23 protein-coding genes are annotated in these 24,012 nt (G+C 41.8%); 21 read left to right on the top strand and 2 right to left on the bottom strand.

Features of this window, described 5'->3' with window-relative positions; genetic code table 11:
* Positions 1-711 precede the first annotated feature (711 nt).
* Positions 712-1,281 carry a hypothetical protein gene (locus tag HGH90_RS05600; RefSeq protein ID WP_169190601.1) on the top strand — a complete coding sequence of 190 codons (570 nt, stop codon included), beginning with the start codon at positions 712-714 and terminating at the stop codon, positions 1,279-1,281.
* 746 nt (positions 1,282-2,027) lie between these two features.
* Here HGH90_RS05600 and HGH90_RS05595 read toward each other — a convergent pair.
* Both HGH90_RS05595 and HGH90_RS05590 read right to left on the bottom strand, forming a co-directional pair.
* Positions 2,028-3,794: a hypothetical protein gene (locus HGH90_RS05595; RefSeq protein ID WP_169190600.1), complete on the bottom strand. Its 1,767-nt coding sequence runs from the start codon at positions 3,792-3,794 to the stop codon at positions 2,028-2,030.
* On the bottom strand, positions 3,758-5,782 hold the full coding sequence (locus tag HGH90_RS05590; RefSeq protein WP_169190599.1) for a hypothetical protein: 2,025 nt from the start codon (positions 5,780-5,782) through the stop codon (positions 3,758-3,760). Before HGH90_RS05590 ends, HGH90_RS05595 begins: the two co-directional genes overlap by 37 nt.
* A 568-nt stretch (positions 5,783-6,350) precedes the next feature.
* Here HGH90_RS05590 and HGH90_RS05585 point away from each other — a divergent pair.
* The 20 genes from HGH90_RS05585 to HGH90_RS05490 all read left to right on the top strand — a co-directional run bounded on the left by HGH90_RS05585 (position 6,351) and on the right by HGH90_RS05490 (position 24,012).
* Entirely contained in the window at positions 6,351-7,082 is a 732-nt protein-coding gene (locus HGH90_RS05585; protein WP_169190598.1) for a phosphoadenosine phosphosulfate reductase family protein, read from the top strand.
* A gap of 200 nt (positions 7,083-7,282) precedes the next feature.
* On the top strand, positions 7,283-8,104 hold the full coding sequence (locus tag HGH90_RS05580) for a DNA cytosine methyltransferase (RefSeq protein ID WP_211172580.1): 822 nt from the start codon (positions 7,283-7,285) through the stop codon (positions 8,102-8,104).
* A complete protein-coding gene (locus HGH90_RS05575; RefSeq protein WP_169190597.1) occupies positions 8,101-8,664 on the top strand; it encodes a hypothetical protein in 564 nt (187 codons plus the stop codon). Before HGH90_RS05580 ends, HGH90_RS05575 begins: the two co-directional genes overlap by 4 nt.
* A gap of 54 nt (positions 8,665-8,718) precedes the next feature.
* Positions 8,719-8,964: a hypothetical protein gene (locus HGH90_RS05570; protein WP_169190596.1), complete on the top strand. Its 246-nt coding sequence runs from the start codon at positions 8,719-8,721 to the stop codon at positions 8,962-8,964.
* A gap of 2 nt (positions 8,965-8,966) precedes the next feature.
* A complete protein-coding gene (locus HGH90_RS05565; protein WP_169190595.1) occupies positions 8,967-9,257 on the top strand; it encodes a hypothetical protein in 291 nt (96 codons plus the stop codon).
* A 6-nt stretch (positions 9,258-9,263) separates the two neighbouring features.
* On the top strand, positions 9,264-9,707 hold the full coding sequence (locus HGH90_RS05560) for a hypothetical protein (protein WP_169190594.1): 444 nt from the start codon (positions 9,264-9,266) through the stop codon (positions 9,705-9,707).
* 32 nt (positions 9,708-9,739) lie between these two features.
* Positions 9,740-10,159: a hypothetical protein gene (locus tag HGH90_RS05555; RefSeq protein ID WP_169190593.1), complete on the top strand. Its 420-nt coding sequence runs from the start codon at positions 9,740-9,742 to the stop codon at positions 10,157-10,159.
* A 203-nt stretch (positions 10,160-10,362) separates the two neighbouring features.
* Entirely contained in the window at positions 10,363-10,767 is a 405-nt protein-coding gene (locus HGH90_RS05550; RefSeq protein ID WP_169190592.1) for a plasmid mobilization protein, read from the top strand.
* Entirely contained in the window at positions 10,752-12,260 is a 1,509-nt protein-coding gene (locus tag HGH90_RS05545) for a relaxase/mobilization nuclease domain-containing protein (RefSeq protein WP_169190591.1), read from the top strand. The genes HGH90_RS05550 and HGH90_RS05545 overlap by 16 nt, the downstream gene beginning before the upstream one ends.
* A 25-nt stretch (positions 12,261-12,285) precedes the next feature.
* Positions 12,286-14,265: a conjugal transfer protein MobC gene (gene mobC / locus HGH90_RS05540; RefSeq protein WP_169190590.1), complete on the top strand. Its 1,980-nt coding sequence runs from the start codon at positions 12,286-12,288 to the stop codon at positions 14,263-14,265.
* A gap of 280 nt (positions 14,266-14,545) precedes the next feature.
* On the top strand, positions 14,546-15,121 hold the full coding sequence (locus HGH90_RS05535) for a GNAT family N-acetyltransferase (RefSeq protein WP_169190589.1): 576 nt from the start codon (positions 14,546-14,548) through the stop codon (positions 15,119-15,121).
* On the top strand, positions 15,115-17,283 hold the full coding sequence (locus tag HGH90_RS05530; protein ID WP_169190588.1) for an ATP-binding protein: 2,169 nt from the start codon (positions 15,115-15,117) through the stop codon (positions 17,281-17,283). Before HGH90_RS05535 ends, HGH90_RS05530 begins: the two co-directional genes overlap by 7 nt.
* A 174-nt stretch (positions 17,284-17,457) precedes the next feature.
* On the top strand, positions 17,458-17,715 hold the full coding sequence (locus tag HGH90_RS05525) for a histidine kinase dimerization/phospho-acceptor domain-containing protein (RefSeq protein WP_169190587.1): 258 nt from the start codon (positions 17,458-17,460) through the stop codon (positions 17,713-17,715).
* A 209-nt stretch (positions 17,716-17,924) separates the two neighbouring features.
* Positions 17,925-18,770, top strand: coding sequence for an RteC domain-containing protein (locus tag HGH90_RS05520; protein WP_169190586.1), 846 nt, complete (start codon positions 17,925-17,927; stop codon positions 18,768-18,770).
* Positions 18,771-18,864: 94 nt separating this feature from the next.
* Entirely contained in the window at positions 18,865-19,356 is a 492-nt protein-coding gene (locus HGH90_RS05515) for a hypothetical protein (protein ID WP_169190585.1), read from the top strand.
* A gap of 127 nt (positions 19,357-19,483) precedes the next feature.
* Positions 19,484-19,765, top strand: a complete 282-nt coding sequence (locus tag HGH90_RS05510) for a DUF4134 domain-containing protein (RefSeq protein ID WP_211172589.1) — start codon at positions 19,484-19,486, stop codon at positions 19,763-19,765.
* A gap of 85 nt (positions 19,766-19,850) precedes the next feature.
* Complete coding sequence (locus HGH90_RS05505; protein WP_169190583.1) at positions 19,851-20,177, top strand: DUF4133 domain-containing protein; 327 nt, start codon at positions 19,851-19,853, stop codon at positions 20,175-20,177.
* The gene (locus HGH90_RS05500) at positions 20,177-22,690 is read left to right on the top strand and encodes a TraG family conjugative transposon ATPase (RefSeq protein WP_169190582.1); all 2,514 of its coding nucleotides are present in this window, start codon (positions 20,177-20,179) and stop codon (positions 22,688-22,690) included. Before HGH90_RS05505 ends, HGH90_RS05500 begins: the two co-directional genes overlap by 1 nt.
* Before the next feature lie 44 nt (positions 22,691-22,734).
* On the top strand, positions 22,735-23,133 hold the full coding sequence (locus HGH90_RS05495) for a hypothetical protein (RefSeq protein ID WP_169190581.1): 399 nt from the start codon (positions 22,735-22,737) through the stop codon (positions 23,131-23,133).
* A 207-nt stretch (positions 23,134-23,340) separates the two neighbouring features.
* Positions 23,341-24,012: a conjugal transfer protein TraI gene (locus HGH90_RS05490; RefSeq protein WP_169190580.1), complete on the top strand. Its 672-nt coding sequence runs from the start codon at positions 23,341-23,343 to the stop codon at positions 24,010-24,012.

The raw sequence follows: 24,012 nt of genomic DNA, 5'->3' as shown, positions 1-24,012 counted from the left end.
ACAGGCGTACCGATATTGTTCGCCACTCCGATACGCATGTAATAAACAAACGGGTATGACGCCATTCTATACATTCATTTCAGAATGCAGAGAATTATTTCTTTTGAGAACCGGGTTATTTTGCTCCAACCAATGCCTTACCGGCAACTCCCTATTCGTATATTATTCACTGGATTTGAACAAGAAATAGGTTCATGTGCTAAAGGGTTTCAATTCAACGGCAAAAGCTAAAGAAATCTTAAGTTCAAAAGCCTTATAGCGGTTAATCCTTAAAGAGATAAATTGTGACTGCTTATAACGCAGGACATAGAATATCATAGTTCATCTGCATACATCTTCAGTTATTTATTTGGAATTTGGGTGTATATCTAATCTCTCAGTTAACAATCATTATAAAACGAAAGTCTATAATTAAAACAACTAAGACTAATGCTTTCTTGACTTTATTCACATTTATATTTGCCTGTTGCTTACAAGATAATTTAGTACTAGATAATCTTTAAATTGAATATCGTTAATAGGTCGATGGATCAGACCGAAAGATATCCAGACTTTCTTTTCAATTAAATTAAAGAGCAATGCGCATGCTTTTTGTTCTGTTGGAAAGGTCAATTTACAATTCCTATTTCTTAACTTCAAGTAGAAATTTTATCTTAACCCTTTACTATTTTAATTTGATCGATCACACAGGTTTCGGGAAAATTAGTACCTATGAATAAAGATATACTTCTTAATGCTTTCCCTCGAATTCTGAAAAGCGATGTTGCAACCATTCTGCAAATATTGCCCAAACACACTCAATACTTTGGTAGTTCCAAACAGCTTCCGATACAGACATTTAAATTGGATGAAGATGAATTGTTCATTCCGTCCCGGATCTATTATGATGAGCCGGATTCGATAATTGTTGGCAGGCTGACGGATGTTCAAAGGGCAATATTGAATTGCATTTACATCAGACACCATGATGGCTTTATAAGGCAAAAGAGTTTAGAAGCACTAGGTGAAAGAACTGAATACTGGACAATACCCTACTCTTTACAACTCCTCGGTGAATATGTTTATGAAATTTTAGAAGTACTGGATAAGCTTATCACAGAGAGGAATATTGAAAATTTTAGTCGATTAACGAAAGAAAATCCCAAATTTTGGCAGCAAACAGAAAGTAGAATAATTAGCTATTGGCATGCATACTATAGATGGCCAAAGTTCCCTAGATTGCAGGACTACCTTGGGACGCAAATTGCGGACAGAATCAGGAATGCTGGTTTTCTCGAATAGAAATAAACCGCTTTTTATATCTACCTATCCGGATGAATTTTTCTTTTCACGAGCATCTACTTTAACAATTGGCAGACTGGTTTATGCATGCTGCTGCTGAAAAAAGAAAAATCGGCGCCAATTTTCTCTGCCCCTCAATTAAGTATGTAAATCTGGTCGTAAAAAATAGTCACAGATAGCTATAAAAGCTGATTGAAGTATAGCTCTAATCGTGGGTTGCCAGCTATGTTTTAGTAAAACCAAAACGAACGCTTCCTCATGCTATCGCATTCAAAGAATAATAGATTGCCTTTATTAACCCCTTAATTGTGTAGACAGTGTCGACACAATTAAGAGGCATACGCCCCACTTACTTTAAGGATTCGATTGTAAATGCGATCACCAATTTGTCAGAAGAGTAAGGTTCTATGGGATGGAGCATTATTGGTTCGATTTTTCCTGAAAAACTCACTTTTGACGGAAGCCATTATCGAACCGCCCGCCTCAACGAAGCTGTGATGCTAATATACGCGCTGGACGCGGGTTTAGGTAAAAATAAAAATGGACAAACCAAGAGTAATCTCGATTTGTCCATTTTGTGCCCAGAACTGGAATCTCAACCAGTTGGGTTTCAATATGTTGTAGTCAAAGTGTGTCAACCGTGTGTCAACGCAAAACGACCGTTTAAATACTACATATTCGAAGAACTATCTCCCTGTCGAGATTAAAAGTACGAAATAATTCAATTGTTTTCAAATTCGGTACACTCACGTTACTGTTAGGTGTTCGTTACTTATCACTGATTTATCAACACCAAAATAATGTGGAGGTGCCGCAATGAATTTTCGCCATTCATCCGGCGGGATATCATTGTGAAAATATATATATGAGAGTGACCGCAAAAACGCTAACCCAGCCCCATCTGTTTTATAGGAGATTGGATTATTGGGTTTGGCTTCCAGCATCTTTTTAAAATCAAAGAACTGTTCTGGTAACGCAATGCTTGAGTCGACCGCCGTCAATTCACTGATATTTCCTTCAAAAAGTCCTATCTCCACCTCATCCGGCATTGTCCAGTTTGGATAAGCCGTTTGCAGGTCGATGCCTTGCATGTCGCTGCGGCAAGTGTTATAACTTGGCTCATCATTAAAAATAACTAAGAACTCCAACAAAACCTGTAACAACATAGAGCCTTTATCATTATAATCGCTTGGCCTCTCGCCAGTTCCCACGTATTCAAGAAGGGCAGTAATATTATCAGAAAACTCCGGGCGTCGACCTCTAAATGAGTGTATTAAACCAATCCGATTATATATATCAATGATGTACCCCCGTAACCAATTGGCTTCATGCGCTGTTAGCTCCTTGCTGTTCATAAAAAACAGGGTTACCAATACTATCGGTCGCGAATGTCTATCCAAAAGGGGCGTTTTGCATCCAATATTATTATCGATAACTGCCCTGATAACTCCTTTCTGAAAATGCTGCAGGCCGTACATCTGCTGAGCCTCCAACTCATAGTTGAAATCCGGACCAGCTTGCTGAAGCTGATAGTAATAAATTAACCAACCTAAATAATCCATGCTTCTCAACGGATACCCTACTTCTTCAAAAGGTCCCCCTCTCTCTGCAAATAGCCCATCCTTCTGACGGGCCACCGGAAGTGTTTTCGTGATGTATGTCTCTAAGAGGTCCCGCTGAATTATTAGCAAGGATTTAAAAATTCCAATAACTGGCTTTTTTCTCACCAACTGTTGGCGTAATATCCAGCCCCAAGCTTTAAGGACAGTATAGGCAACCCCGTCGAGAGCATGCAATAAGTTATTAACCTGCCTGGCATTATCCCAAAGAATAACACAGACCAGATTTAATGTGGAAAAAAGTTTGTAAAACTGACGTTGGCCAGGCTTCAAATCACCAGTAAGAAGTTTATCGATCAGCATTTTATAGTCACGAAGATCATATTCGGGCTGATCTATAAGCGCAAGTGTCTTTTTAAAAAGTTGGAGATGCTGGTCATCTGTTAATAGGTATTCACCGAAAAGATAGGCACTGAACAGGTCCGTTAGCTCATGGATACTCCACCTTTCGAACTGTTTTTTTCCATCACCGAAAAGTTTAGTTATGATGCCATTGTATTCATGCTCTGCCGATGGCTTCAACGCACCGTTATGCACAAAAATTACCTTAATTGGCAAATTCTCTAACGCAGGGATACCATAATCTTTAAAATCTACCACAGTAGCCGACAACAACGATTGATATAAACCATCTGGTTTTATCAGTGATTGCTCGGTAATGTCTTTATCGGAATGCCCCTTTACTTCAATATAGAATGCTTTTTTAACTCCATCCAGATCTACTCCATAGGCAACAATATCTTTACCAAATTGCTTTTGACCCTTTGCTTCGCGCGGGGTTCTCACAATTTTCCACCCTCGACTGATGAGAAGTAGAGGAAGCAAGCGATCCAGCTCCCCATCTTCCTTTAAGGTTTCTAAATATTCCCTGACGATGATATTATTTCTTTCCATGCCTTAAAATCTTCTGACCAATTTTTTTTATAAAACAAAAACATTTCCGCCTGATCACCAATAGGATCGATAAAGATATAAGACGGCAATGAAAATGAAGCCCCTACCATACTCAAAGGCATAATTTTCATATCGTGAGTAATAACGCCCCCGCCGCGACCGATGGTAGTTTGCTTTATGAACGAGGAAATACCTCCGTGCTTCCTTTGGGCCTCACTCATTGACCTCGAGCTTTTCTTTGCATAAAATTCTGCAAAGGGGCGAATTAAGTTCGCATAACCGACGTGAGGATTGAATTCAAAAATTCGCTGTTTTTGATCGATCCGCTTAGCATCCTCAGTGAATACACTATTAAGTCTTTCAACAATTTCAGTTGATAAAGGGTGATTAGATATCATTGGCTGCAGCTTATTGATTGCCTCCGGACCATAGCTGATAGCGATATGGTCCAGCTTACAGAGGGCTAGCTCAACGACAATGGGGGATTTTGAAAATAAAAATGGTACTAAAACTTTCAAATTCTCGTCCATAAACATTGGATATACAGTGGCGCTTACAATGAACTTATACTGTTGCAACGGGTTCAGTTCTTCAAGGGGCACAGGGAAAATGTGTTCTGATTGTTCATGGAGCATATGAGATAACATGCGTCCACCCGCCTTTCTATATCTACCCTCGTCATCTATGAGTAATTCCACCATGCCACGCCAGAACCTCACTGGATACTTTACGGTAAAAAGCTCGCATATTCCCTTAAACTGGGTTAATTTAAAGAAGTGGTTTTCATCCCCTAAGTAGGTGCGGATGAAAGCGAAAAAGCCATCAAGATCATCTATGTGAAAATAATAGTCACTTATTAGAGAGTTAAACTCGATAGGATAAGGGTCTACTGCAATTAACCTTTTAATCAGAGCTTCACCTATTCCTTTTTGCTTCAAATTTTTCCTAAGGGCATAAAATACAGCCCTTGTCTGCTCGAAATCTCCTTCGACACCTTCTAATAGTAGATATTCGTATAATTCGGCTTTAAGTTGTTCCGACAAACTTTCGGTGTTTTCCAGGAGGTTAACACCGAGTTGATAGGATAACGCCCTCTGGGGCTTTTTCAGCTCCACATTCTTCATTGTTTCCCAGATCTGGGTAGTAAAACTCAGGGTATAAGATAAATGGCTGTTCAAAATTATTATGCCTACATTGACAGTCCGTTGATCCTGTAAGTATCCAATTAGATCATCATTGTTGATCTCTCCCTTTCTACTTAGATAAAAAAGTCCAGCCTCGGCAATTTTGCCTATTGGGGAATCGCCAAGGTTAATCTCAAAAATTTTTCTGGCAAGTGCAAAGTCAATCTGGCTATCCAAAACTTTCTCTAACGCAGAGAAAATCGCTAACCAGCGGCTATCAAATGAGGAGTGATGGGGATGGCCGATATTTCCAGCGAACTTTGTAACAGTCTCCCAAAACTTTACAAACGAATAATCCCACAAGTCTACGTTTTCAAGAAAACATACGTTTAAAAGGCTATATGATGGATCATCTGTTTTAAGGTCGTTCAGTTGCTCTACTGGATCGAAATTTCCTTGCTTATATACTGCAAGGAAAAGAAATTGTCTAAATCTCTCCAGCGTAGCCCCGTTCCTAATCGCTCCATCGACCTCGAATAACAGTCTGATTTTTTGAACATACTCCATCAGATCGGACAGCGTGCCATCTAAGGCATATGTAACAGGTGTCTGTTGCCATAATGCATAGAAGTTTATTGGAGCATCACTTAACCCACAGTCAAAACCGCTTTGGATAAACCCATCGTTAGCTATTCGTCCCTCAGCAATGGATATAGGATATTTAGATTTAATGCGCTCACTTTTGAAACGCCAGGTTTTTTCGGCCAATACATCAGTAATTACTGTCTTCAGCTCCTGCATTGCCGGAGAGTTTTCTTCGTATTCCTCTTTCAGTGCTGAAAGATCAAAAGGTGCAAACCTCATCGAGACTACTCTTTTATTTGCAATTTAATAAAAAAAAACTTATATAGCTATTCTCTTCTCTCCATTCGCCAATACCGGCATCGTTGGGTTATCCACTTTGACCTCACCTCCGTCCAGGGTCAGGTTGCTACCTCTTGTAATCAATAAATCTTACACCTGTATTTTCTGGTGTAAGAAATCGCATGATTGTTACACCACCTTTGCTTTCATAAAACAATGGAGCATGTCAAAACAACGCAGTTTACCATCTCGCCCCAATCTTACCGCAGTTACCGTGTACTTCGTAATGATGGGGCTTACTCCCCTACATGCGGAGTGTTTCTTTCTGTACTATCAGAAAAGAAACTGGATGCTGCGCGGGCGGGAGCCTGTACGTAATTGGAAAGTGCTAGCCTTCAACTGGGTAAAATCTTTTGAGAAAGCCCGGCCGCTCCTAAAAAAATCCATCCGCTGTTATCGGTGAGGTCGCCCCCAAGCCAATGTCAGAAAGATCTTATTCCTGTGGGAATGGCTAAGAAAACTCCATTGGCGGTAGCCAATGATAGTGCAAAACGTAAACAAAGTGTGTATGAAAAAGAAGATGCTGATTAGTTTTTCTGGTGGTCGGACGAGTGCTTTTATGACGCGATGGTTACTTACCAACAAACAAGACGAATATGATATGATAGTGGTTTTTGCCAACACCGGTAAGGAGCGGGAAGAAACACTTTCTTTTGTACAGGAATGTGACAGCCGTTTCCAATTTCATCTGGTTTGGATAGAGAGCCAGCCAATATATGAGCCGGGTAAAGGGGTTTCAGCGCGTGTAGTTGATTTTGCGACGGCCTCCAGGAATGGGGAACCCTTCGAGGCATTCATAAAAAAGCATGGTATCCCGAATATGGGAGCACCTAAATGTTCCCGTGAGCTGAAAGCATATGCCATCCGTGCGTATGCGCGGTCGATTGGCTGGAAAAAATATTCGACCGCCATCGGCATCCGTACCGACGAACGCAGACGTATCAACTGGAAGGAAGCAGAGCGCCAGCGAATAGTTTATCCATTGGTAAACATGATTCCGACCACGAGCCAGGATATTAATATTTTCTGGTCTAAGCAAGAATTTGATCTCCGGCTTTCCAGCTACGAAGGTACTTGTGATTTATGCTGGAAGAAAAGCAAACGGAAGCTGCTCACCATCTTACAGGACAATCCGCATCTAGCGGCGTGGTGGGCAGCGAAGGAGAAAAAGTATGAAAATCTTGTACCACAAGGTAGCCTGTGTAATCCCGTATCAAACCACCGCTGCGTTTTACCGTGACGAATTAATTGAACAATCACAACAGCCCTTCCGGTGTGCCCCTTATGAAAGCCGGGAAGAAATTTCCTGCTCGCAGATACAGCTATTTCAAAACGAACTTGATAAAGAAGATGCTGGCTGCGTCAACGCCTGCGAAGGTTGGTCATGATAGTGATCCTATAAATAAGTACGCATTAGTGAAATGAAAAGTGAAGTTGTTTATGCGACATGGAAGTTTATTCAGCGGCATCGGTGGCTTTGACCTTGCTGCCAGATGGGTAAGTTGGGAAAATGTTTTTCAGGTCGAAATTGACCCTTTTTGTCGGCAGGTACTTGCTGTTCAGTTTCCTGAAACCAACCGATTTAAAGACGTTACACAATTTAATACAACACAGTATGACGGAACAATTGATGTTATTTCTGCCGGCTTTCCCTGTCAGCCTTTCAGCCTTGCCGGAAAAAGAAAAGGCGATTCAGATGACCGTTACCTCTGGCCTCATATGCTCCGAATTATTAACCAGATCCGACCCACTTGGGTTGTTGGTGAAAATGTTGCTGGTATCACCAGCCTGGTACACGCAGAAAGCCCTACTGGAATGGCGCACCAAAGAGCTCTTTGGGTGGAAGATCAAATCCACTACAGCCGACAACGATATATCATCGATACCATCTGCCAGGATTTTGAACACGTGGGATATTCCGTCATCCCGATTATCATTCCAGCTTGCGCCGTGGGTGCCTGGCACCGACGAGATCGCGTTTGGTTTTTGGCCTACACCAATGGCGGGCGACGTTCGGGGGACCAGCACCCGTTGGGCCATAAGGAAGCGGACTTATTTGCGCAACTACATACATGGTTCCCGGTTGGCCATATATCCGAAGTCGAGGGATTATTCTTATCCCAACCCGGATTTATACGGGTATTTGATGGGGTATCCCTCCCTCTGGTTAGAAAACAAATAAAAGCATTTGGCAATGCCATTGTTCCCCAGGTCGCCTACCAAATTTTTAAGTGTATCCAACAAATAAATCTTGAATTATGAAAGTAGAGCTTAAAAATATTAAGATGCGTGTTCCTCAATATGAGGACAGCATTCAATTTCACGCCGACCTATTTATCAATAGCAAACGTGCAGGCGCCGCCAGTAATGATGGAAATGGAGGCTCCTGTTCCTATGAAGGTTATTCCCCCGAAGGTAAAAAATTGATTCAGGATGCCGAAGCATACTTTAAAAGCCTTCCACCTATTAATCTTGCTGATCCGGGCGAAGATCTATTATTGATTGAACAAAGCCTGGAACATCGTATATCCGAGCTATCATACGATTTATACAACAAAAAGGAACTCAGTCGTATGCTGTTGCGAGGCTTTGTGTTTGGTCAAAATGGTGTTCGCCAGTGGCTGGAGTTTAAAAAGCCGATCTCCCATTTTATGAAAAGTCAAGGGGGTGAGGACTTTCTCAAAAGAACCCTCGAAGCAGAAGTTATTCCGCTTATGAAAGAAGGAGATGCGTTATTCAATACCAACCTCCCGGCAACTGTTACGGAGAAACTTTCTCACAAGCAGTTAACTAAGAATGCCCCCCCGAATAGTCAAGCCTGATAACCCCGGACGTAGAAAAGGACTGTAACATTCATCACCATAAATTTATTCAGTATGTATTTACGCTATCGGTTAGAATCAAAAAAGTTTAGCGAGCCATTCACAATTGACTATCCGGTTGCTGATGCGCAGCAATCAAAAGATTATATGAGAATGCTGTTAAGTAAGCAGGGTGAGGGTAAACGGTACAGCCATTTTGCACTACTCGACATGGCAAAAAATGTAATCGAGCGTTACCCATTAATTCGTAAAAAAAGGCAACAGCAAAAATCCATCACTTCCATGCGCAAAAAATTATAGCTATGGCAATCGTAAAAAAAGACACCATCGTTTTCTCAAACGGCAGGGAAATTACAGCACCCGGCGGTATTATTTCCATTACGAGGACACTTGAACTTTCAGACTATTATTCCCGGAATGTTTTCTTCGTGGATTCGGCCGGAAAGGTTATAAACATCTACCAGCTTTCAAAAGATGAACTGATAGAAATTGCCGATTTGATGATCCGGCTTTGGATGGAATTAAAAGACAACGTTCGTCAGGCCGATATTGCCAGCCCTGCAATTTTCAAAGCAAAGGGTGTAAGAAAATGATGAACCATGAGCGAATATTATCATATTCTGGATACCCACTTGGCTTTGCTGTGGGATAAAGGATGCCGGGAAAAAGATTTATGCAATCCCAACATTGAGGGTCTACTTTTCCGGGAATTTCAAACTAAATTATCAACCGCTGTCAACGAAGCGTTGCGCTTTGGTTACCCTACTGATTTCACTGTGGATGCGATGGGATGGTATGAAACTAAACTTGAAAATCCGGTTAACATTAAGTTATCCTATCGCATTGATCTTGAAAATGGGAATTTATCTATAGATCAACTTACCCTCGAATTCAATGGAAAAGTAACGTCAATACCCATTACGTCCAATAAAGAACTTCCACATTCCGGGCAAATACCTATAATGGTGAAGCGTGAAAATTTGCAGAAAACAAGAGTAGTTAGTTCGCCGCCAACACCGATTTCCAGCAGGCGGAAGTTGTAAAAAAAACATGTGTAACAATAAACTCTCCGGTTATGTTTGATAACAGTTTATATGTAACAGACCTTAATGGGTTAAAACGGCTGGCCGAAGTCATTTCCAATATTTCACACACCAACTTATTCCCGGTAGTGTTATCGGATGATAACTATAAGCGCATCAACGATTCTACTTTTCAAAAGGGAGCGGAACTAATTGAGATCGCAAATATAAGAGGTGAATGGCGTTACCGTAATAAAAACTGTGAATGGGATACGGGAAATATTGTTCAATTTATTGCCAACAGATACCAGGAAGGCTTAAGAAAATGCGGCGATCTTTCTGTACTTCATGTATCCGCTTTCATTGCCAAGCAGTATTACGAAGATCTGAAAAAGGCGTACCGAAAGGAGCATAAGAAGAAAGATAAGATGTGCGTAAAATCAACGGAAAACCAATCCAGAAATAAAATATAAGCCAATATTTTCTGAAAAATTAAGTAATAACAGCGTTCGCAATTCCGCGTTATTTCCAATTCCGGCTGCCTTTATTCGCATCCAGCAAGTTGTATCGTTGTTACACAACGAACTTGTTGGTAGCCTCCAAAGTCGGCTACCAATGGCGGGAAATAACGCTCGGAACTCGCGTTTTTTAGTCACCCAAAAATGGTTTAGTGTGTATGGAAAAGAGTATTGAAAGTAAACCAAACCAGCGTAAGTATTGGTGTAATATCCGCCTTACTGAACAAGAATTTGCCTTGTTACATGGTAAGCTGCAAACCACTACTTGCCAGAAAATAAGCGAATATGTTCGCAATGTATTGTTTGATAAACCGGTTACCGTCAGGCAACGAAATCAGTCTTTGGACGATCTGATGACCATTCTTATTCTTTACCGGAACGATCTTAATTCGCTAGGAAATAATTTTAACCAAGTGGTAAAGAGGATCAACAGTGTTCCACCCGGACCGGAAGTTTTTACCTGGCTTCCGGTAGCGGAGAACCTGCAAAAAGAACTATTGAGCAAGATTGGCAGCTTCCAGGAAAAGATCGATCAACTCGGTGAACAGTGGTTGGGAAAATAGAAAGCGGCCCTAATATCCGCGGCGCGTTGAATTATAACGAAAACAAAGTAAAGGAAGGAAAGGCCGCGCTTATCGGCGCCGGATTGTACCACAAGGATGCCGACAAGCTAACGTTTGCCGAAAAATTAGGCAGGCTTCAACATCGCGCAGATTTAAACGGAACCGTTGAACATAAGTGCATTCATATTTCTATCAATCTCGATCCATCGGAAAACATTTCAAATGAGCTGTTCCTGAAATTGGCAGCCGAATACATGAAATTGATCGGCCTGGAAGAACAACCATACCTGGTCTATCGGCATTCCGATGTGGCGCACCCGCACATTCATATTGTTACTACGGCTATCCTGCCTAACGGTAAACAAAAGAACCTGCATAATCTTGGCCGCAAAGAATCGTTTGCAGCCTGTCGGGAAATTGAACGTCGGCATAATTTGGTCGCTGCCGACAAAGTGCAGCCGAAAATGTTACACGCCATTAAGCCAATTGACCTTACGAAAGTGGAGTATGGTTTAAAAGAAACCAAAGCAGCTATTGGCAAGGTGCTGTATTCTGTTCTTTCCAACTATGATTTCGGATCGTTGGCTGAGTTAAATGCCGTGCTGAAACAATTTAATATCTTTGCTGATGCTGGTTCGCCGGGTAGTAGAATGAAGAATCACAAGGGGCTAGTTTACGCAATGCGAGATGCCAGCGGCCAGAAAGTCGGCATCCCTATAAAAGCCAGTAAGTTTTATTTCAAAGCGCAGCTTTCTCACATAGAAGCCCTCGCAGAGAAAGGAGAACAAGGGCGGAAGAAGTATCGATCCGGTTTGAAGGAGGATATTGAAGAAGCGTTAAGGAGATCGGACAACCGTTCAGAGTTTATTCGCCTGCTCTCGGAAAAGCACATCAACGCTGTATTTCGGAGTAATGCCGAAGGCAGATTTTATGCGCTAACCTTTATCGATAATAAGCGCGGTTGTGTATTCAAGGGGAGCGATGTTGACCGGGAATATTCCTGCAAAAGGATACTAGACCGGCTCGACCGGCCGTATCTGCATGAAGCAAAAGAGCAACATTTCAACGCCCAGTTCAGTGAATCGATCATAGCTGGAACTGATTTTAACAAAGGATTTAAAAACGTACTGGCAGAATGGGCTGCCAAAGGTTTGTTGATCCAACCCACCAGTGGTATTAATGCTCGTGGTTTTCAATCGGGCCATTTTCAACTACCGGCTTCGGGTTACCATTCGGTCCCTGCAAAAATATCCCACTATCTGCGAGCAAATAATTATTCGGTAAAAAGTGCCTCCGAGATTGAAAAATTTCTCCGCCATCACACGGACAAATTTTCTGTGGATATTTCCAAACCTCCGATAACTCCCCTGGTATTGTTGCCATCAATCTATCAATTCTTTACCAATCTTTTCCAGCCGGTCGATCCAGATCCGGTTGATGCTCACTGGCTGCGGGAAAGTAAGAGAAAAAGGAAGCGGCGCCGTCCCTCCTAATTATTGAGCCTTTAAAATGTGTGTTATGAGTAGTGGAGAAAATGAACAAGGGCTTCGGGCCATCACCGATTTTATGCGCAAAGGAAGTATCGTAATGTTGATACTTCACTTCTATGTGTTTTGTTACACAGCATTTGAGCTGTGGGGATTAACGGCGGCACCGGTTAAAAACGTCCTTCTTAATTTGGGGAAGACGGGTTTGTTTTCCGATCTCCACATCACGAAAGGTTTTGCTTTATTACTGTTGCTGTTATCTGTTTTTGGAAGCAAAGGAAAAAAAGATGAAACAATCCGACCAGGGCAAGTGGTCGCCTATATTTTTTTTGGTGTAGCCATTTTCTTTGCAAGTTATTTTTTGCTAACGATAGGTTTTACAGTTGACATAACTGCTGTTGCCTACATATCGGTTACAACCATTGGGTTTGTATTGTTTCTTACGGGTGCTGCCAGGTTATCCAGGCTGATAAAAGTTAAACTTGGTGGCGATATTTTCAATGAGGAAAATGAAACCTTTCCACAGGAAGAACGCTTGCTTGAAAACCCGTTCAGTGTAAATCTTCCTGGCAAATATCAATACAGAGGCCAGGTGCGCAAGATGTGGCTGAACATCATTAACGGCGCACGCATGGTGCTCATTATCGGCGGCCCAGGTGCCGGAAAGACCTATTTCCTGATTCGCAATATTATCAAGCAGAAAATTGAACGGAAGAATTTTCCCGGCATGCTGCTATATGACTTCAAGTACGATGACCTTGCAGTTATTGCCTATAACTCATGGTTGAAAGCTGGGCATCTGTACAGAAAAAAGCCGCGTTTTTTAATTGTCAATTTTGATAACCCCATTGACAGGTGTAACCCTCTTGAACCTTCTACTATGCGAGATATTACCGATGCCAGCGAAAGTGCCCGTACCATTCTTCTCGGTTTAAATATGCAATGGTTACAGAAAACTGGGGATTTTTTCGTAGAGAGCCCAATAAATTTTCTCACCGCGATTATTTGGTTCCTGAAAAAATTCAAGGGCGGAAAATTTTGCACCCTTCCGCATGCTATTGAGCTAATGCAGGCTGATTACGACGATCTTTTCCCTATTCTTTCCACCGAGCCTGAAATAGAGGTACTTATAAATCCGTTCATTTCTGCTTACATGAACCGAGCAATGGAACAACTGGAAGGACAGATCGCATCTGCAAAAATTGCACTTGCCCGATTAGCTTCACCTTTGTTGTATTACGTACTTGGCGCCAGTGACTTCACACTTGATATAAATAATCCTGATGATCCTAAGATTGTAGTACTAGCAAACAACCCTGAAAAAACACAAATTTATGGTGCTGTAATTTCTCTCTATCTTAACCGTGTATTTCGCATTCTGCCTAAAAAAGGCATGGAGAAGTGTTGTATTATTGCAGATGAATTTTCAAGCCTGTATGCGAATGGCATTGAGAATTTTCTGGCTATTTCGAGAGGATATAGGATTTTTTGTTACCTGGCAATTCAGAATATTGCACAATTGCGTAAATCATATGGGCGTGAGCAAGCGGATGTAATCTTTAATCTGGCAGGCAACATAATTTGCGGCCAAGCCATTGGAGATACTGCAAAAGCCGTGAGTGAAGCAATTGGGAAGATCGTTCAGACGCGAGAAAGTATTTCGATCAACCGGCAGGACACAAGCATAAGCCGTAATACCCAACTAGATTTTGCTGTTCCTGCATCCAAAATTTCAACTCTCTCTGCAGGAGAGTTTGTCGGTATTCTAGCAGACAATCCAGATCAAGTTATAAAGTATAAAGCATTCCATACGGCAATACAAAACGATCACGAAGCAATTAAATCCGAAGAATCGAAATATAAACAATTACCTTGTAGTAAGGTGACAGATATGGATTTGCAGAATAATTACATTCTGATTAAGAATGATATAATTGATTTGGTGGGAACCGAAATTGAAAGAATTAAAAACGATCCTGATTTAGCCCATCTGATATTTATTAAAGCGTAGACAAGAAAGTAACCTTTTAAAAATGGCTACAGATGTAAAAGATAATAAATGAATACATAATTATATATAATAATAAACTATAAAGTAACAACAGGTAAATCTGCTGTGAAAGGAATATGAATTACTATCACACTAGAACAAAAAAGTTTCGTCTGACGAAGAATCGATTTTCCCCATTCCATTTTTTATATGTAATTTAATTTTCGCACAGTAGGATCTTACCCAGCCTAATTATTGTAAAAATTAATTATATAACCCAAGGAACCCGGACCATGTTTTTATGAAGAAAGCGACGTATTCAGACCAATCTATTGTAGTTGATATTCTTACTCAGGCTTTTTGCAACAATAAAAGCGTGAATTACGCTGTAGGAAGGAAGAAAAAGCGAATCAGAAGATTAATGGAGTATTCATTCAACCTTTGTTATCACTCTGGCGAAATATACTTGTCAGATGATGACGTTGGCTGTATTCTTTTTTTAGATACTGAAAGGAAAAAAACAACCCTTAAAACACTGTTTTGGGATTTAAAGTTAGCTATTTGTGCCATCGGGTTACCTAATTTGAGAAAGGTTTTATATCGTGAAAATCTTGTGAAAAAGCACCATCCTAAGCATCGGATGCGCTACCTCTGGTATTTGGGTGTTCAACCCTCCCACCAGGGACTCGGTATCGGTTCTTCATTATTACGGCAGACCCTCAGCCTGAATAGCTTGCCTGTTTATTTAGAAACTTCGACATTAAAAAATCTTCCATTGTATGAGCGTTTTGATTTCAATGTCTACAAGAAAATTGATCTTCCATCATACCAGCTCTATTTTTTGAAGAAAGATCCAACCCATCACGCTATATGTTGATTCCCGGGACAGAAATGCACGTGGTTACTTTTATTTTTACAGCTGTTGAATGCATCCTGCTTTTATTCCAGCTGACATTTTTTCTTTTACGCCCGAGCGACCAGAGCCGAAAGAGATATCTTATATTATTATTGTCTTTGATATTTTATAATATAGCAGGAGGGCTGTTTCCAGATCCGAACATAAGGATTCCTGTAACAGTCCAGAATATTATTGCCTATGGTTGTGGTTTTTTAATGGCTTCGTATTTCCCTTTTTATTTATATAAAGCATTGGGATTAAAGAAATTGAGGTTCCATGCAATTTATGGAATATTTCTTTTTTTACTACTTCCTTATTTTACATTCTTCGTAATAGCCTACTCTATTACACAGAACCTTCAGTGGGCAAAGGATTATGGGTTAATAATTCCTTTCATCTATACCATATCTCTCGTTTGGGCAATCACCAAATCTGTATGGATCAAGTATAAGGAAACACCAGCTGGTAGTGAACTTTCGGAAATATTAGGAGTATATGCAGCTGTAATTCCCTGGGCGTCGCTTCCTGTGGTAATTTACTTTGATTTAGGACAGGCCACGGAAGCTACAGTAACTAATGTAGGCTTTTTAGTTGTTACCGTACTGTATATCCGAAAAATGATAATGGAGCAAAGAGAGGAATATTTTCAACTGCAGCTGTTAAATAAAAGCCTTGCTGACAAGGTGAAGGAAAGAACTCAACAGCTTGAAATGGCCAATGAACAACGAACTAATACATTCGTGAACCTTGTGCATGAAACCAAAACGCCCCTAACCATTATCAACAATATTGTTGAGGAACGTTTCAGTCAATACAGCAATAGGGAAGATTTGGTAATAGTCAAAAACAATATTGGGAAACTAATTCAGAATGTTAATAATCTGTTTGATCTGGAACGTTTTCAAAAAGGCTTCGATTACTACAATCATGACAAGATTACAAATTTTAGTCAGCTGGTACTAGATCATCTGAGTTTTTTTTCAGATTGGTGCGGTAGTAGAGGTATTACAGTGGAGGCGCAATTGCAACCCAATATATTCATGAAAGCTGATCCGGTTGCCTTACAGGGTATAATTAATAATCTCATCCAAAATGCGGTAAAATTTACCGAAACAGGCGGGACTATAAAAGTTATATTAAGGACTGAAAATAGTAAAGTGTTGTTTGAAGTATCCGATACAGGTATTGGAATTGCAGCTGGGCAACAGGACAAAATTTTTGAACCCTATTACCAGATCGGCCGTAAAAGTAATAACGAAGGAATCGGACTAGGGTTACCAATTGTAAAAAAAACTATACTAGGGCTGAATGGTAGCATCAATGTTGAAAGCCCGGTACCTGGTCAAAGTTCCGGCTCCAGGTTTACAGTATGTTTGCACGCTTACATTCCGGAAGCTAATGAACATGTAGAAAAACATGTTTTAAATCCGGTATATAATTTTGATACAGTGAAGCTTCCGGATACTCTGCCATATAACAATTCTAAGCAAACCGTATTGCTTATAGAGGATAATATTACTATGACCGACTACTTACGGAAGAAATTAACAGGTAAATACAATGTTCTTTGGGCGGTCAACGGTGCAGAGGCATTCGAAAAGCTGAGAACTTATACTGTCCTACCGGATCTGATTATATCTGATGTGATGATGGAACAACTTGACGGCCTAAAGTTTACCGAGATTATAGGAAAATCATCTGAATATGCGCACATCCCCGTTTTACTTATATCAGCTAAAAATTCTAATAACGACAAAACGCGAGCGCTGAGAGCAGGGGCGGTTGAATTTATATCTAAACCCTTTAGGAGTGAGGAGTTAGTGTTAAAAGTGGACGCGATTATTAAAAAATCGGTCAGTTTAAAGCGCGTGCTCGTAGATAACGCTTTGAAGGGGCTGGGACGGCCATCTGATAATCTCACAGAAGATTTATTGAGTAGAATTGAGAAAAATTTCAAATCCTACAACCTTACCTCCAGAGAAATCGAAGTAGCAAAGGCAATCTGTGAAGGACGAGCCTACAAGGAAATAGCTGAATTACTGTACATCTCTACTCTAACAGTAAAAAAACATGCCCAAAATATTTATGACAAACTCTCCGTCAACAATAAGTTACAGTTGATTAAAAAATTGCAGGGGTAAAGTATTATTTCTTCTCCTATTCTTCCCAATAGATAGCCCCCCTTTCATTTCATACTGTGCTGTAAACCGCTATGGTACGGCACAATACTCCATTCGACGTAAGAAAATAGTACAATAGCCTTATTGTTTTTGCGATGTTTAGCAAAAACCTTTGCTAAAATTTCAATTCTTGTTATGACACTTGAAAACAATATCCGATCAACTGATGAAATGCTGAAAGACATATTTCATGGAGCATTACATGAAATTCGCACCCCGATTAATGCAATTACAACAGCCGTCCGACTGCTAAATGATAGTCCGGAAGAAAATCAGGAGTTCCGTAAGGAGCTGATCCAAATGATTACTACTCCTGCGGAAAACTTAAGTGCAAATGCAGACAGTGTTCTAGGTGAGGGCAGGGTCTTTAGTATTCAGCTGCCAATCCGCTAAAAGTCTATGTGGTATAAAATATAATTATATATGTTATCATTCAATGAAATGCCATACTAAAGAAAGAATTTAATCCATTTGGTATTTACTATTTGTTGTTATGCCTATAAATGAACGGAATGTTCCATGATAATGCTTGAATTATCCAATGTAGAAAAATGGCTCACGATGATTACTCTACTGCAATGATAACCACAAAAAGAAAAACTATGGAAATCGTCAATCTTATTTGGAAAGCTCTTCGGGAAAAACTGGACCTCGAACAATCAACAGACCAGGGAACCATTGCCTGTATTAACCGATCTATTTCCCTAACACAAACAGCTCTCTCAGAATTAAAGGACCTCATCCTCAAAAATGGCTTTAAAGACCCTTTTGAAGAAATTAATTTCTTTAAAAATGAGCTCCCGAGGTTTTATGCGCTTTATCTTCATTTCACACGGATTCATAAGATTGAAACACGTATGCCGCCGGGAAAAGAAAACCAGTTAAAAATTCTGGAAAAAGAAGTTAAGCGCCTGGCTTTTTACTTTGAACAAAATGCTGACTGGATACTATACTACCGCAGTGGTGCCAGCCATTTGGATGAGCATTATTTCCTAAGGCAAACCAGCAATGGATTGCCAACTATTTTCTGCCCCGTTGTATTGGATCTACGCTTTACCAGCTATGGCACGTATCCATTTTCCAAAATTCAATCTCTTGAACTTACCCAATCTTATATTGACCAGAAAATTGCAGTGCTGCGAAATCACCCAATGCGAACCGACACTAATAAGCCCAAAACGATACTCCGTTGGACCGGCTCAAAGTCTGACCTGATCGAGCTTCTATATGCCTTGCATTCCTCACGGTTGTTCAACAACGATGAATACCTAGATGTGCGACAGATCGCTACATGGTTGGAAACAACGCTCAACATTGACCTCGGAAACTACTACAGGGTATTCCAGGGCATTCGCATTAGAAAAAAAAATCGTACTCAATTTATGGATAAGCTAAAAGAAAATCTTATCCGACGAATGGATGACACAGACGAAAATCCGAGGAACTAAATCTTACAGCTAACAGCCTTGGTGTAAGGAAACCACTCTCCTGCAACCGCATATTTGTGATGTAAATGAACCAATAAAATTTTTTACATCAAATATGATCGTTATGCTGGAAAATATTTCATGGTCCCAATTTATACTCATTACAGGTGCTGCCCTGGCCGTTTATTATGTATTGCTCGTTGTGGTGTTCGGCAAAAAAGCGGGGAAGGGCAATTCATCGGCCGGGCAGCTTCCTGTTTTGTCTACCCGTAAACGGGTATGGCAACCACAGGACACCGAAGAACCGGCGGCGGTACCCCTGCCTGTTGATGAATCTGTACAAACATCAAAACAGGTCATTTCCGCGGAAGAAGAATTATTTGATCTGCTGGAAACACTGGCGGACGAAATTCAGGAAATGGTCAGTCAATCCGACCGCAACGACTGGCACACGCTGCGCCCGCAGCTGCAACAACTGGTTGCCAGTTATCCCGCTTTGCATAATGAACCCTACCGCAAAGCCATCATTACCCATACCGAAAAATGTGTAAAAGACTATCTCGATATGGAGTTGCCTGCCGATACGTTAACCGGCGTATGGCGCTAGTAGTGCGCGGTATTGCCCCTTTGTGTAATTCAGAAATATAAAATAGTGTAGAATGAAAAGTGATGTTGTAAAATTTTTGAGAAGCCGGCGCTTCTCCAGGGAAAATATTGTCCTAACTGTTTTGGTAATGGCGCTGCTGATGAATTGCGCCGATGTGTTTGCCCAGGCCGGCGGCAATGGTAATGCCGGTATCACTGCCGCAGAGACGCAAGTTAAAGGCTATTTCAGCACCGCCGTCAATTTGGTCTACGCCATCGGCGCTATCGTTGGTTTGGTGGGCGCTGTGAAGGTCTTCAACAAGTGGAACTCCGGCGATCAGGATACCGGCAAAGTGGCAAGTGCGTGGTTTGGCTCCTGTATTTTCCTGGTTGTTGTGGCAACTGTACTGAAAGGATTTTTTGGTGTGTAACAATCTATCGTTTGTATTGAGATTAAAGCAGTATTAACGTCGGACCACCTACAAAGAATACTGGCAACGTGAAAATGAAAACGTGATGACGGGGGTGTTTACCATCAACAAAGGCATCAACAAAGCAATTGAATTAAAGGGCATCAAGGCACAGTACCTGGCCTATCTCGCGGCTGGATTAGTCGGCTTGTTGATCGTCTTTGCGGTATGCTATGTAGCAGGAGTGCCTACTTATGTGTTGATTCTGGGAGTGTTGCTGTTGGGTATAGTGCTCTTCTCATGGGTATCCCGGTTCTCACATAAGTACGGCCAGCACGGCTTGATGAAGCTCGCCGGCTACCGGCAGGTTACTCCTGCTATTACATGCCGAACTAGAAAAATGTTCTTTGACATATTGAAAAATAAGAAGTGATGATTGTAGTTGTAGCGTGTGCATTGGTGGCCCTGGCCGCCCTCTTATTGCATTTAAAAGAAGAAACGTCCAAAACGCTGTCACTTGAAAAAGTGCTGCCCATCTATAAAGTGGAAAGTGATTTGATCCTTTCCAAACATGGGGATGTGACTTGTGCCTTTAAACTTGACCTGCCGGAGATCTTCACGCTCTCGAGTACCGAGTACGATACCCTCCATCAGATTTGGTTAAAAGCGTTGAAGGTGCTTCCGGCAGGCACTATTATCCATAAACAAGATTGGTTCTGCAAGCAAGCATACCAGCCACCGCAGGACCAACCGGCACAAACGTTCCTGGCTCAAAAAAGCAATGTTTATTTTACGGGAAGGCAGTTCCTGGCACATTCCTGCTATTTGATGCTTACGCGAAAAGCCCCTAACCGAAAGCCTGCCAGCTCGATGTTTTCCAACCTGCTGCGCCCGTTGCTGCATGCACATCCGGCTAATCTCAAAGCACTCGGCGATTTTGTGGACAAAGCCAGTCAATTTCAAAAGCTGCTGTCAGAAGGCGGTTTTATCAAAGTGGAACGCATAAAAGATGATGCACTGGCCGGTACCGCGGAATATCCTGGCTTACTGGAACGCTACTGCTTTTTGATTTCCGAAGCAGAAGAACCTATGATCCGCGACGTGACCTTTAAACCAGAATGGAAAATAGGTGACCGGTATTGCAATATGTATGCACTAAGTGATGTAGAGGATTTGCCAGGTGTATGCGGCAGCAAAATGGTATATGACAAGTATTCCACCGACAAAACGCGCTTTCCCATCGGCTTCGCCGCACCTGTCGGCCAGTTGCTTTCCTGCGATCATATCTACAACCAGGTAATTACTATTGAGGATACGCAAAAGACCTTAAAGCAATTGGAAAGCAAACGCCGGCGCCTCCAATCACTGGCTGCTTACAGCCGTGAAAATGCCTACAGCATGGAAGCGACCAACGCTTTCTTGAATGAAGCCGTCAGCGAACAACGCCAGCCGGTAAAAGCGCATTTTAATTTGATTGTGTGGACGGAGAACAGGGAACAGTTGGGCGAGCTGCGTAACCAGGTATCTGCTGCTATTGCACAGATGGATGGTACACCCAGGCAGGAGGTTCATGGAGCCCCACAGGTTTTTTGGGCCTGCCTGCCGGGCAACGCAGCCGATTGCCCGATAAATGACATGCTGGACACGTTTGCCGAGCAAGCTATCTGTTTTCTCAACATGGAAACAGCGTATCGTTCCGCCTCTCCGCAAGACGGCATCCGCTTCTCCGACCGGCTATCCGGCCGCCCGGTATATGTGGACCTCTACAACGGGCCTCGTAAAGCAGGAGTAACCAGTAACATGGGAACACTCGTTTGCGGCACCAGCGGCGGCGGCAAAAGCATGACCGTCAACCATATTTTACGCACCTTGTTCGATCAGGGCGCCCACTGCGTTACGGTCGATATTGGGGGTAGCTACAAAGGGTTGTGCGAACTGGTAAAAGGATACTACTTCACTTATGAAGAAAGTAACCCCATCAAGTTCAATCCATTTTATCTTACCGAAAGCGCCACGCTGGATACTGAAAAAAAAGAAAGCCTGAAAAGCCTGCTGGTAGCCCTTTGGAAGCAGGACAATGAAAATTTTAACCGCAGCGAATATGTGGCCTTATCCAATGCGCTGCAAGGGTATTACCTCCATCTGGAAAAGTACCCCGACATCTTTGCGTGCTTCAACAGCTTTTACGAATACCTGGAAACCATTTACACCCAGGAACTGAAAGCCTTCAATGTAAAAGACCGCGATTTTGACGTAAATAATTTCCTGTACGTACTGAGGCCATTTTATAAAGGAGGCGAGTTCGATTATCTACTCAATGCCACAGAAAAACTGGACGCTTTTAATCAGCCGTTCGTGGTTTTTGAACTGGATAACGTCAAGGATCATCCTATACTTTTTCCGGTTATTGCATTGATAATAATTGAATTATTTATTAGTAAAATGCGTAATCTAAAAGGCGTGCGCAAAGTGCTAACCATTGATGAAGCCTGGAAAGCCATCGCCAAGTCCGGTATGGCGGAATTTTTGAAATACGCCTTTAAAACCATCCGTAAATTCAACGGCGTACCCATTGTTATCACCCAGGAACTCGACGACCTGATTTCATCGCCCATCATCAAAGATGCGATTATCAACAATGCGGATATAAAGATCCTCATGGACATGCGCAAGTTTGTTAACAAGTTCGACAAGCTGCAAGACGTGTTGGGCATGAGCGAGAAGGGAAAAAATATACTGCTTTCCGTGAACAAAGATAACCGCGAAATATTTATCGACATTGGCGGTCAAATCATGAAAGTGTATAAAAACGAATTGTGTCCGGAAGAATATTTTTCCTACACAACCGAAGGCACGGAACGGGTGATGGTGCTGGATTATGCAGAGCGGCACGGCAGTATGGAGGCCGGTATTGAAGCACTCATAAAAGACAGGAAAACAGCGTAAAAACCGGGTGCTTTTTAGTAAATTCAGGGATAAACAATTTCACCATGAGAAAAATGCTTTTAACTATTGTTTCTGTTACCACCGTGTTAGGAAGCTTTTATGGGTGCGCCAGCAAAGGCAATCTGAAAGCGATTGAAGGCGAATACGTGCGGTATGATAAAACAGACCACGCCATTGTAAAGGATCAGTACTTCATTACCCTGTTTAATGAAAAGACCGGGCAGGTATCCATCAACAGAATTGCGAACATTACCCGTATCGTTGACGGTCAAACGCAGTCGCCTTCCGTTAAAACAGATAACTATACCGGCTTCTATTTCCCTGATGATGACAAATTAACCATCAACGAACGGGGATTGGACTTTAAGGTGAATTTAAAAGACAGCACTCTATCCGTTCCCAATGAAGTGTTTAAAAAAGTGAGTTCCAACACCGCTCCCTGAATTACGCCCGCTTTATCATACTCCATGCACGTATGCAGCCGCTCCCTATAGGTTATTTGCATACGTGCATGGATCAAGTGAACACCTTGTTTATTTAACCAACTCCCTACCAAGCTCACACCACACTATTTCCCGCTTCTTATTTTTCGATATGTGACCGCCCTACGGTCATCAGGTACTTATTGTGTCAAATGAAAATGTGTACGAATGAAAAAGTGTATCTGGTTATCCATAATTGTATGCCTGTTTACCATTATGCCCAGCAAACGCAGCCACGCGATTGTGTGGGTGGTGGTCAAAGCGGCAGCTAAAAAAATTATTAAAGCCATCGACCTTAAGGTGCAGCGGCTGCAAAACAAAACCATCGGCCTGCAAAACGCGCAACGCGCCGTAGAGAATACGCTCTCCAAACTGAAACTCAATGAAATCGGCAATTGGGTAGACAAACAACGCGAGCAATACGCCAAGTATTATGAAGAACTGCAAAAGGTCCGCAACACAATTGTCTACTACCGGCGCGTAAAAGCCATCATACAACGGCAAATTGACCTGGTGGATGAGTACAAACGAGCATATACGCTGTTCAAGCGGGACAAGAATTTTATGCCGCAGGAAATCGAGCAAATGGGCATCATCTACCAGGGCATCTTCGATGAAAGCCTGAAAAACATTGATGAACTCCTGCTGGTGGTCAATGCCCTGGCCACCAAAATGTCGGATGCCAAACGTTTGGAATTGATTGCCGCCGCGGGTGAGCGCATCGACCGCAATTTCAGTCACCTGCTGGAATTCAACCGCAACAATGCTATGCTGAGCATGCAGCGGACAAAAGATGCAACAGAGGTGATGGGATTAAAAGCCCTGTACGGGATAAAATAG

The organism is Chitinophaga sp. Ak27, assembly GCF_012726295.1.
Classification (GTDB): domain Bacteria; phylum Bacteroidota; class Bacteroidia; order Chitinophagales; family Chitinophagaceae; genus Chitinophaga.
The sequence above is the reverse complement of the archived record's forward strand: the minus strand, read 5'-3'. Positions and strand labels throughout refer to the sequence as shown.

What these genes read in the sequence shown, in the direction of transcription:
- HGH90_RS05600 (WP_169190601.1), top strand. Translation starts at nt 712, where the DNA reads ATGAATAAAGATATACTTCTTAATGCTTTCCCTCGAATTCTGAAAAGC.
- HGH90_RS05595 (WP_169190600.1), bottom strand. Translation starts at nt 3,794, where the DNA reads ATGGAAAGAAATAATATCATCGTCAGGGAATATTTAGAAACCTTAAAG.
- HGH90_RS05590 (WP_169190599.1), bottom strand. Translation starts at nt 5,782, where the DNA reads ATGAGGTTTGCACCTTTTGATCTTTCAGCACTGAAAGAGGAATACGAA.
- HGH90_RS05585 (WP_169190598.1), top strand. Translation starts at nt 6,351, where the DNA reads ATGAAAAAGAAGATGCTGATTAGTTTTTCTGGTGGTCGGACGAGTGCT.
- HGH90_RS05580 (WP_211172580.1), top strand. Translation starts at nt 7,283, where the DNA reads ATGCGACATGGAAGTTTATTCAGCGGCATCGGTGGCTTTGACCTTGCT.
- HGH90_RS05575 (WP_169190597.1), top strand. Translation starts at nt 8,101, where the DNA reads ATGAAAGTAGAGCTTAAAAATATTAAGATGCGTGTTCCTCAATATGAG.
- HGH90_RS05570 (WP_169190596.1), top strand. Translation starts at nt 8,719, where the DNA reads ATGTATTTACGCTATCGGTTAGAATCAAAAAAGTTTAGCGAGCCATTC.
- HGH90_RS05565 (WP_169190595.1), top strand. Translation starts at nt 8,967, where the DNA reads ATGGCAATCGTAAAAAAAGACACCATCGTTTTCTCAAACGGCAGGGAA.
- HGH90_RS05560 (WP_169190594.1), top strand. Translation starts at nt 9,264, where the DNA reads ATGAGCGAATATTATCATATTCTGGATACCCACTTGGCTTTGCTGTGG.
- HGH90_RS05555 (WP_169190593.1), top strand. Translation starts at nt 9,740, where the DNA reads ATGTTTGATAACAGTTTATATGTAACAGACCTTAATGGGTTAAAACGG.
- HGH90_RS05550 (WP_169190592.1), top strand. Translation starts at nt 10,363, where the DNA reads ATGGAAAAGAGTATTGAAAGTAAACCAAACCAGCGTAAGTATTGGTGT.
- mobC (WP_169190590.1), top strand. Translation starts at nt 12,286, where the DNA reads ATGAGTAGTGGAGAAAATGAACAAGGGCTTCGGGCCATCACCGATTTT.
- HGH90_RS05535 (WP_169190589.1), top strand. Translation starts at nt 14,546, where the DNA reads ATGAAGAAAGCGACGTATTCAGACCAATCTATTGTAGTTGATATTCTT.
- HGH90_RS05530 (WP_169190588.1), top strand. Translation starts at nt 15,115, where the DNA reads ATGTTGATTCCCGGGACAGAAATGCACGTGGTTACTTTTATTTTTACA.
- HGH90_RS05525 (WP_169190587.1), top strand. Translation starts at nt 17,458, where the DNA reads ATGACACTTGAAAACAATATCCGATCAACTGATGAAATGCTGAAAGAC.
- HGH90_RS05520 (WP_169190586.1), top strand. Translation starts at nt 17,925, where the DNA reads ATGGAAATCGTCAATCTTATTTGGAAAGCTCTTCGGGAAAAACTGGAC.
- HGH90_RS05515 (WP_169190585.1), top strand. Translation starts at nt 18,865, where the DNA reads ATGATCGTTATGCTGGAAAATATTTCATGGTCCCAATTTATACTCATT.
- HGH90_RS05510 (WP_211172589.1), top strand. Translation starts at nt 19,484, where the DNA reads ATGGCGCTGCTGATGAATTGCGCCGATGTGTTTGCCCAGGCCGGCGGC.
- HGH90_RS05505 (WP_169190583.1), top strand. Translation starts at nt 19,851, where the DNA reads ATGACGGGGGTGTTTACCATCAACAAAGGCATCAACAAAGCAATTGAA.
- HGH90_RS05500 (WP_169190582.1), top strand. Translation starts at nt 20,177, where the DNA reads ATGATTGTAGTTGTAGCGTGTGCATTGGTGGCCCTGGCCGCCCTCTTA.
- HGH90_RS05495 (WP_169190581.1), top strand. Translation starts at nt 22,735, where the DNA reads ATGAGAAAAATGCTTTTAACTATTGTTTCTGTTACCACCGTGTTAGGA.
- HGH90_RS05490 (WP_169190580.1), top strand. Translation starts at nt 23,341, where the DNA reads ATGAAAAAGTGTATCTGGTTATCCATAATTGTATGCCTGTTTACCATT.